This window comes from Microbacterium sp. BF1, assembly GCF_019279095.1.
GTDB classification, from domain to species: domain Bacteria; phylum Actinomycetota; class Actinomycetes; order Actinomycetales; family Microbacteriaceae; genus Microbacterium; species Microbacterium maritypicum.
The window spans coordinates 1-8,769 of the sequence record NZ_JAGYWT010000058.1; the positions used below are offsets into that span (position 1 = coordinate 1).

Here is an 8,769-nt window from a genome sequence, read left to right on the forward strand (position 1 = left end):
AGAAGCACCGCGGATGCGCCGGGGATGGCGACGACATCCGCGCACAGAGCGCCACCTGTCAGCGATTCGGCGATCCCGAGCGTCCACCCGCGCCGACCCAGCGCTGCGAGGACCGCGGCGCTCTCTTCGCTCATGGCTTCCGGCGCGAACCCCGCACCTGCGCCACGATGTAGTCGATGCCGCTCACCACCGTGAGCACCAGCACGATGAGCATGAGGATGAAGGTGATCAGCGTCCAGGCGTCGAGACCGATGAGGTAGTGCAACGGAAGCAGTGCCCAGCCGAGCGCCATCCCCTGGAATGCCGTCTTGATCTTGCCCATCCAGGCCGCGGCGACGACATGCTCGCTGGCGACCATGAGTCGATGGATCGTGATCCCCCACTCGCGCACCAGGATGATCGCCACGATCCACCAGCTGACCTCGCCCAGGATGGCGAGCCCGATGAATCCAGCGCCCGTGAGCATCTTGTCAGCGATGGGATCCCAGAGTTTGCCGAAGTCGCTGACGATGTCGTATTTGCGTGCGAGGTAGCCGTCAACCCAGTCCGTCGAGATACCGACGATGAAGATGATCGCGGCGGCCCAACGGAGGCCGGGGTCGGGAAGGCCGTACTGGCCGCCCAGCAGCAAGAGGATGAAGAAGACGACCGCCAGCGGGATGCGCGCGACGGTGATGGCGTTGGGAAGCTGCCGAGGAATGGCCATCAGTCGCGTCCCGTCAGGCCCCAGGCGTCTTCGTCGCCCTCGGCCTCCACCTCGGGAAGCCCCTCGTACTGGGCCGCGATCGGATCATGTGTCTGAGGAAGAGGTGGGACGGGCGGAGCGACCGGGGCTGCGGACGGCGACGGCGAGGCCGGCACGTCGTCGCCGCGGAGCTTCGCCATGACCTGCGGGAGCTGCTCGGCCGTGGCCAGCACGTCTCGCGCCTTGGATCCCTCGGACGGACCGACGATCTCGCGCGACTCCAGCAGGTCCATGAGGCGGCCGGCTTTCGCGAAGCCGACACGAAGCTTGCGCTGGAGCATCGACGTCGAGCCGAACTGGGACGAGACGATGAGCTCGGCGGCCGCGAGCAGCAGCTCCAGGTCGTCGCCGATGTCCTCGTCGACTTCCTTCTTCTTGGTCGGCTCCATCGCCTCCTGCACATCGGGACGGTAGTCCGGACGTGCCTGACGGGTGACGTGCTTGACGACCGCGTCGATCTCCTTCTCGTCGACCCAGGCGCCCTGCAGACGGAACGGCTTGGACGAGCCCATGGGCGAGAACAGCGCATCACCCTGACCGATGAGCTTGTCGGCGCCGGGGCTGTCGAGGATGACGCGGCTGTCGGTGACGCTGGTGACGGCGAAGGCCAGACGAGAGGGCACGTTCGCCTTGATGAGTCCGGTGACGACGTCCACACTCGGACGTTGCGTCGCGAGGACGAGGTGGATGCCGGAGGCTCGCGCCAGCTGCGTGATTCGCACGATCGAGTCCTCCACGTCGCGAGGGGCGACCATCATGAGGTCGGCGAGCTCATCGACCACGACCAGGAGGTACGGGTAAGGCTTCAGAACGCGCTCACTGCCCACCGGCAGCTCGACCTCGCCCGCACGCACGGCTCGGTTGAAGTCGTCGATGTGACGGAAGCCGAAGGATGCGAGGTCGTCGTACCTCATGTCCATCTCCTTCACGACCCACTGCAGCGCTTCCGCCGCCTTCTTGGGGTTCGTGATGATGGGCGTGATCAGGTGCGGGACACCGGCATAGCTGGTGAGCTCCACGCGCTTCGGGTCGATCAGCACCATGCGTACATCGGCCGGGCGAGCGCGCATCAGCAGGCTCGTGATCATGGAGTTCACGAAGCTCGACTTACCAGAGCCTGTGGAACCGGCGACCAGGAGGTGGGGCATCTTGGCGAGGTTCGCGATGACGATGTTGCCGCCGACGTCTTTGCCGACGCCGATCGTCATCGGGTGCGTGCTCTTCTGCGCGACGGGCGAGCGCAGCACGTCGCCGAGCGCCACCATCTCCTTGTCGGCGTTGGGGATCTCGATGCCGATCGCGCTCTTGCCGGGGATCGGCGAGAGGATGCGGACGTCGTTCGATGCCACCGCGTAAGCGAAGTTGTTGCTCAGCTGCAGGATCTTCTCGACCTTGACGCCGTGGCCGACCTCGACCTCGTACTGCGTGACCGTCGGTCCGCGGGAGAACCCGGTGACCTTCGCATCGACCTTGAACTGCGACAGCACACTGGTGATCTGCTCGATCACCTTGTCAGTGGCCTCGGAGCGCATCACCGGCGGCGGACCTTCGACCAGGAGGCCGGGAGAGGGCAGGATGTACGGCGTCACGGGAGCCTGCGGTCCGCGGTCGCCAGGGCCCTCGGTGCCGAAGCCGTCGAGGCCGGGAAGCTCCGGCACCTCTCCGGTGTCGGAGGAGTCGTCGAGGAGCGCCGTGGTCTGCTGCTCCGCGAGGGAGTCGGCGACGGACCTCACATCGGACAGCACCTCGGTGGCCGCGTCATACGGGTTCTCGACGACGACCGCCTGGTCGTAGGCGGGAGTCGGATCGGAGGTCGTGAGCAGCGCCGTGATGTCATCCGAGCCGAGGGTGCCCTCGTCGGGATCTTCTTCCCGACCGGTCTTGTTGCGCCGCCACCAGGGCAGCACGTCGGGGTCGTCGACCTTGTCGGCGTCGTCGATCGCCGCAGCGTCCTTGGCAGGCTTCTCCGGGCGTTCGGCGTCGAACATCCAGGCGTACAGGTCGCCGAGGCGGGCGCCGATGCGGTTCGGCGGTGTCTTGGTGAGGATCAGGATGCTGAGTGCCGCAAGCAGCGACAGCACGATGTACGCGGGAATGTCGGTGAGGTAGGTCAGGGGCTGTCCCACGAGCCAGCCAAGCAGCCCACCCGATTCACTGAGCGCTGGCATCCCCTGGTTCGGATGCGGGCGGGGCCCGGCGACGTGGAATATCCCCGCGAGCGCCAGGACGAACATTCCGAATCCGATTCCGATTCGCCCGTTGTCATGAACTGACGAAGGGTGACGGAACAGCCAGCCGGCGAGCAGCAGAAGCAGCACCGGCATGATGAAGGCCACACGCCCGACGAACAGCCCGACGGAGTACGCGCTGATGTTCGCAGCGACTTCGTTGCCGATGAAGAACCACTCGTTGACCGCGCCCAGCACGGAGAGGAGCACGAGGAGGAAGGGGAAACCGTCGCGACGATCGTCTTTCTCGAGGGTCTCAGGGCCGAACGCGCGGAAGAGTCCGCCGACACCGTGCGCCAGCCCGACCCAGGCCCGGACGGCGACCGGCGGCTTGTCTGCCTCGTCGATGTACTTCTTGGGAGCGGGCTGCGCCTTGCGAGCGGGTGGGGCCTTGGGAGCCGTCTGCCGCTTCGGGCGCGACGGTGCGCTGGTCGACGCGCTCTCTGTCTTCGTGGTACTCCTGGCCATGCTCTCACGTTACGTCCACCAGCCGACATCTCCGCGTAATGACGCGGCTTTCCCCGGATCCGAGAGGGCGCGGCTACGCCGTGCCGCGCGCCATCGTGTCCCGGCTCTCGCCCTCCCTCACCACGGCGAAGCCCTCGGCGCGATACAGGTTGCGCGCGAAGTTGTCCCGTTCGACGCTCAGGCTGATGCGCGCATGTCCCTGAGAGCCGGCGAGGTGCACGATGCCGCGCAGCAGCGAGCGTCCGACGCCACGCGCACGCCAGAGGGGATGCACTCCGATGATCAGCTCCGGGATGGCGACGCCGATGAAGCCGAATCCCGGGGCGTCCTGCGGGAGCACCCGATACCACGCGGCCCCGACCGGGACGTCGTCCGAAGCGGTGGCCACCAGTCCGTCGTCGGCCATGCGCTTCCACCCCGCGAGGTAACGCCTGTGGTCGGCAGAGGTCAGCACCTCGTGCCGCGGACGCACTCCCCCGGCACGCCAATTGGCGGCCTCGACGAGCATGTCGCCGAGGAACATCGCATCCGTCTGCGCCGCCCTGCGAAGGGAGAAGTCCCTGTACATGACGCGAGCATAGGCCCGCGGTGTTACATCGACGTGACGGCCACCCGTGAGCGGGGAGCGGACTCCCCCAGCGTCACGCCTCGATGACGAGCGGAACGATCATCGGACGACGACGCAGCCTCTGGTTCACCCAGCGACCGATCGTGCGTCGAACGACCTGCGACAGCGCATGGGTGTCACGAACGCCGTTGCCCGATGCCTCCTTGAGCGCCGCGATGATCTTCGGCGTGACGTCGTCGAACACCGAATCATCCTCGGCGACGCCGCGCGCGTGGATCTCCGGTCCCGAGATGATTCGGCCGGTGCCGGCATCCACCACCACGATCACCGAGATGAAGCCCTCCTCGCCGAGGATACGGCGATCCTTGAGGTCGGCATCGGTGATCTCGCCGACGGTGGAGCCGTCGACGTACACGAATCCGAGGTCGAGCTGACCGGTGACCTTCGCGACCCCGTCCTTGAGATCGATCACGGTGCCGTTGGAGGCGATGATCGTGTTCTCCTCGGGGACGCCGGTGTCCTGCGCCAGCTTGGCGTTGGCGATCAGGTGCCGGTACTCGCCGTGGACCGGGAGGACGTTCTTCGGCTTCAGGATGTTGTAGCAGTAGATCAGCTCGCCCGCCGCGGCATGCCCGGAGACATGCACCTTCGCGTTGGCCTTGTGGACGACGTTGGCACCGAGCTTGGTGAGCCCGTCGATCACGCGATAGACCGCATTCTCGTTGCCCGGGATGAGGCTGGAGGCGAGGATGACCGTGTCGCCCTCACTGATCTCGATCGCGTGGTCCATGTTCGCCATACGACTGAGCACCGCCATCGGCTCGCCCTGGGAGCCGGTGGACATGTAGACGATCTGCTCGTCGGGGAGGTCGCGGGCCTTCTTGAAGTCGATGAGGACTCCGTCCGGCACCTTCAGGTAGCCGAGCTGCTCGGCGATCGTCATGTTGCGCACCATGCTGCGGCCGAGGAATGCGACGCGGCGACCGTTGGCGTGCGCCGCGTCGATCACCTGCTGCACTCGGTGTACGTGGCTGGAGAAGCTCGCGACGATGACACGACGAGGCGCCTTCGCGATCACCTGGTCGAGCACGGGACCGATGGAGCGCTCCGTCGGCGTGAAGCCGGGGACATCGGCGTTCGTCGAGTCGACGAGGAACAGATCCACGCCCTCTTCACCGAGGCGGGCGAATGCGCGCAGGTCGGTGATGCGGCCGTCCAGCGGCAGCTGATCCATCTTGAAGTCACCGGTGGCGAGCACCATGCCTGCGGGCGTGCGGATGGCCACGGCCAGCGCATCCGGGATCGAGTGGTTGACCGCGACGAACTCCAGGTCGAACGGACCGACCCGCTCCTGCTGACCTTCCTTCACCGTGAGGGTGAAGGCCTTGATGCGATGCTCCTTGAGCTTCGCCTCGACCAGTGCCAGGGTGAGCCCGGATCCGATCAGCGGGATGTCGCTCTTCAGACGCAGCAGATACGGCACCGCGCCGATGTGGTCCTCGTGTCCGTGCGTCAGCACCACGCCGACGATGTCATCCAGGCGATCGCGGATCGGCTCGAAGTCCGGCAGGATCAGGTCGACACCCGGCTGGTGCTCCTCAGGGAAGAGCACGCCGCAGTCGACGATCAGGATCTTGCCGTCGTACTCGAACATGGTCATGTTGCGACCGATCTCGCCGAGGCCGCCGATCGGGACGACCCGCAGCGTCCCGTCTTCGAGAGCGGTCGGTGCTACCAGGGGAATGGACATGCTGTCTCCTCAGTCGGACACTCCGCGCGTCCGTTCGTTCGTGGCGACACGACTCAGCGCGTCGTGCCGTGCACCTTGGGCAGGGCACCACCCGCGGCCGCGTTGCGGTCGGGGCGGAAGTTCGAGAAGTCGGCTCCGGGGACGTTCTGGACCAGGTCGAGTTCATCTTCGATGAGCGCGGCCTCCCATTCCTCGGGGCCGACCAGGGGAAGTCGGACGCGCGGGCTCGAGATGCGGCCGAGTCCGTGCAGGATGTACTTGGCCGCGACCGTTCCCGGAACATGCGTCATCACCGCGCGCACGAGCGGTTCGAGGCGCTTGTGCTCTGCGGTGGCGGTGGCGAGATCGCCCGCGTTCACCGCGTCGATGATCGTGCGGTACGGCGCAGCGGCGACGTTCGCCGTCACACCGATGAGGCCGGTGGCCCCGATCGCGAGGTGCGGGAGCACGTTCGCGTCGTCGCCTGAGAAGTACATCAGGTCGGTCTGGTTGAGCACGCGGCTCACCTCGGAGAAGTCGCCCTTGGCGTCTTTCACGGCGAGGATGTTCGGGTGCTTCGCGAGACGCAGGATGGTCTCGTACTTGATCGGCACACCCGTGCGGCCGGGGATGTCGTAAAGGATCACCGGGAGGTCGGTCGCGTCGGCGACCAGACGGAAGTGCGTGAGGATGCCGGCCTGAGTCGGCTTGTTGTAGTACGGCGTGACGATCATGATGCCGTCGGCGCCGGCCTTCTCGCTGGCCTTGTAGAGCTCGATCGCGTGGGCGGTCTCGTTGGAGCCACCGCCGGTGATGATCTTGGCGCGACCAGCGGAGACGGATCTGCCGACCTCGACGAGCTTGAGCTTCTCGGGGTCCGTCAGGGTCGAGGTCTCGCCGGTCGTCCCCGTCACGACGATGCCGTCCGCTCCCGCGGTGATCACGTCATCGATGTGCTTCTCGACGGCGGGCCAATCGACTTCACCGTCGGCCGTCATCGGAGTGACGAGCGCGACGAGAACCTGTCCGAAAGGGTTGCCCGAATGCGTCATAGACCCAAGCGTATCGGTTCGACTGCCGCTCATGCGGACGCGGTGACGCGGATGAGGTCGCAGGTGCGCCGTACGCTCGAAGGATGGCATGGGTCACACGAGACAGCGAGACGAAGTACGAGAACGCCTGGATCCGTGTGCGTGAGGATCGGGTCACAGGACCGGCCGGTGACGACGGCATCTACGGTGTCGTCACCATGCAGCATCCGGCGGTATTCATCGTCGCCGTGGATGACGACGACCGCATCTGTCTCGTCACGATCGACCGCTACACCGTGGGCACCACCATCGAGGTGCCTGCGGGAGGCAGCGACGGTGAGGCTCCGCTCGTCGCGGCCCGGCGGGAACTTCGCGAGGAGACCGGCTTCGAGGCCGGTGACTGGGTGCCGCTGGGCACCATGCACGCGCTGAATGGTATCGCCGAGGCCGCCGAACACGTCTTCCTCGCACGCGACCTCCAACCTGCCGCAGAAGACGAAGAGGCATCCGGCGAGGGCGAGGCGCGCACTGCTGAGACTCAGGCCGAAGAGGGCATCCAGGCCGTCTCATGTGAGCGGATGCCTTGCCACAGCGCATGCGGGGCGAGGGAGAAACGGGCAGGTGATGAATTCGGGGACACGGAAAGACCTCACGCGAGAAGGGGTGAATGGCGCAGAAGACCACCGCCCCGTTCGAGGCGTGGTCTAGTTCCGTGGCGGCGGGCAGCCGGCGATCTCGCCGTGCGAGAGCGTGCCCCACACACTGGTCCACCCGTTCGTGCCCGGGTGCAGGATGACCCGCATCCATTCCCTCATCGGGGTCGCCGAGCGAAGACGGTGCGGGGCACGCGTCGAGCCGGCGATCGAGAGAAGGGGCACGCGTCCAGCCTAGCCGTGCGCTGCTGAGATCTATCTGCGCTCCGCGGAGACCACACCTACCTGAATCCCATTTAGCTAACTAAGCTAGCGATCATGGAACGGTACGTGCGCCTGCGGTGGCTCGGGCTCGTCTTCATCAGCATCGCGGTCTCGCTGATCATCGTCGACTCGACGATCGTCAACGTGGCGATCCCTGCGATCGTGGAGGACCTCGGCATCACCTCGACCGAGGTGCAGTGGGTGCAGGAGTCGTACACCCTCGTCTTCGCCTCCCTGCTGCTGGTGTTCGGCAGCCTCGCCGATCGCTTCGGCCGGCGGCGGGTGATGCTCATCGGCGTCGTCGTGTTCGCCCTGTCGTCGGTGTTCGCTGCGCTGTCGCCGGACGGGGGGATGCTGATCCTCGCGCGTCTGGCCCAGGGCGTCGGTGGAGCGCTGATCCTGCCCACGACGCTCTCGATCATCAATGCGACCTTCCGAGGACGCGAGCGAGGGATCGCCTTCGCCGTGTGGGGGTCGACGATCGGTGGTATGGCTGCTGTCGGCCCTCTCCTGGGCGGGTGGCTCACGACCGCGTATTCGTGGCGGTGGGCGTTCGGGATCAACATCCCCCTCGGCATCATCATCGTGATCGGCGTGCTGCTGACGGTGGCGGAATCTCGCAGCGATCGCATCAGCAGAGTCGATGTCGTCGGTGCCGCGCTCTCCATCGTGGCGATGGGGAGCCTCGTGTTCGGCCTCATCGAGGGGCGGACATACGGCTGGTGGCTCATCGATACGCGTCCACAGATCGGCGACTGGGCGTGGCCGTGGGAGCTGTCGCCGATACCCCTGCTCTTCGCGGTCGCCGTCATCGCCGTCATCGGGTTCATCCTCTGGGGCCGCTACCGCGAGCGCACGGGAAAGCCGACGCTGCTGGCGCTGCGGCTGTTCTCGATCTCCTCCTTCCGCAACGGCAACATCGCGGCGGCCGTGGTGTCATTGGGCGAGTTCGGCAACGAGCGACTGGTGATGCCGTACCGGTCGCGGTACGCGGCCACGGTTCGCGCCTGCCGTCGCCACACGGTCCCAATGCGCTGCTCTACTGGCTTCTCTCCGAACGCAAGCGTCCATTCCTCACCCCCG

At 66.4% G+C, this 8,769-nt stretch carries 8 protein-coding genes; 2 read left to right on the plus strand and 6 right to left on the minus strand.

Going from position 1 to position 8,769, the window contains the following annotated elements:
• The 6 genes from KZA10_RS03640 to dapA form a co-directional block, all read right to left on the minus strand.
• Positions 1 to 134, minus strand: a 134-nt coding sequence (locus KZA10_RS03640) for a CinA family protein (protein ID WP_218682199.1), incomplete at its 3' end; no start/stop codon positions are given.
• A complete protein-coding gene (pgsA, locus tag KZA10_RS03645) occupies positions 131 to 706 on the minus strand; it encodes a CDP-diacylglycerol--glycerol-3-phosphate 3-phosphatidyltransferase (protein WP_218682196.1) in 576 nt (191 codons plus the stop codon). The genes KZA10_RS03640 and pgsA, both read right to left, overlap by 4 nt.
• Positions 706 to 3,441 (minus strand): DNA translocase FtsK, encoded by a 2,736-nt coding sequence (locus KZA10_RS03650; protein ID WP_218682197.1) that lies wholly within the window; start codon positions 3,439 to 3,441, stop codon positions 706 to 708. Before KZA10_RS03650 ends, pgsA begins: the two co-directional genes overlap by 1 nt.
• Before the next feature lie 73 nt (positions 3,442 to 3,514).
• The gene (locus tag KZA10_RS03655) at positions 3,515 to 4,009 is read right to left on the minus strand and encodes a GNAT family N-acetyltransferase (protein ID WP_141388007.1); all 495 of its coding nucleotides are present in this window, start codon (positions 4,007 to 4,009) and stop codon (positions 3,515 to 3,517) included.
• 73 nt (positions 4,010 to 4,082) lie between these two features.
• Positions 4,083 to 5,759, minus strand: coding sequence for a ribonuclease J (locus KZA10_RS03660; protein ID WP_218682198.1), 1,677 nt, complete (start codon positions 5,757 to 5,759; stop codon positions 4,083 to 4,085).
• Positions 5,760 to 5,812: 53 nt separating this feature from the next.
• Positions 5,813 to 6,790 (minus strand): 4-hydroxy-tetrahydrodipicolinate synthase, encoded by a 978-nt coding sequence (gene dapA / locus KZA10_RS03665; RefSeq protein ID WP_017830907.1) that lies wholly within the window; start codon positions 6,788 to 6,790, stop codon positions 5,813 to 5,815.
• An 83-nt stretch (positions 6,791 to 6,873) separates the two neighbouring features.
• Between dapA and KZA10_RS18670 the strand changes: the two genes are divergently transcribed.
• Both KZA10_RS18670 and KZA10_RS03675 read left to right on the plus strand, forming a co-directional pair.
• The gene (locus KZA10_RS18670) at positions 6,874 to 7,674 is read left to right on the plus strand and encodes an NUDIX domain-containing protein (protein WP_374196534.1); all 801 of its coding nucleotides are present in this window, start codon (positions 6,874 to 6,876) and stop codon (positions 7,672 to 7,674) included.
• Positions 7,675 to 7,740: 66 nt separating this feature from the next.
• Positions 7,741 to 8,769: MFS transporter (locus KZA10_RS03675; RefSeq protein ID WP_256934356.1), on the plus strand; the 1,029-nt coding region annotated here is incomplete at its 3' end.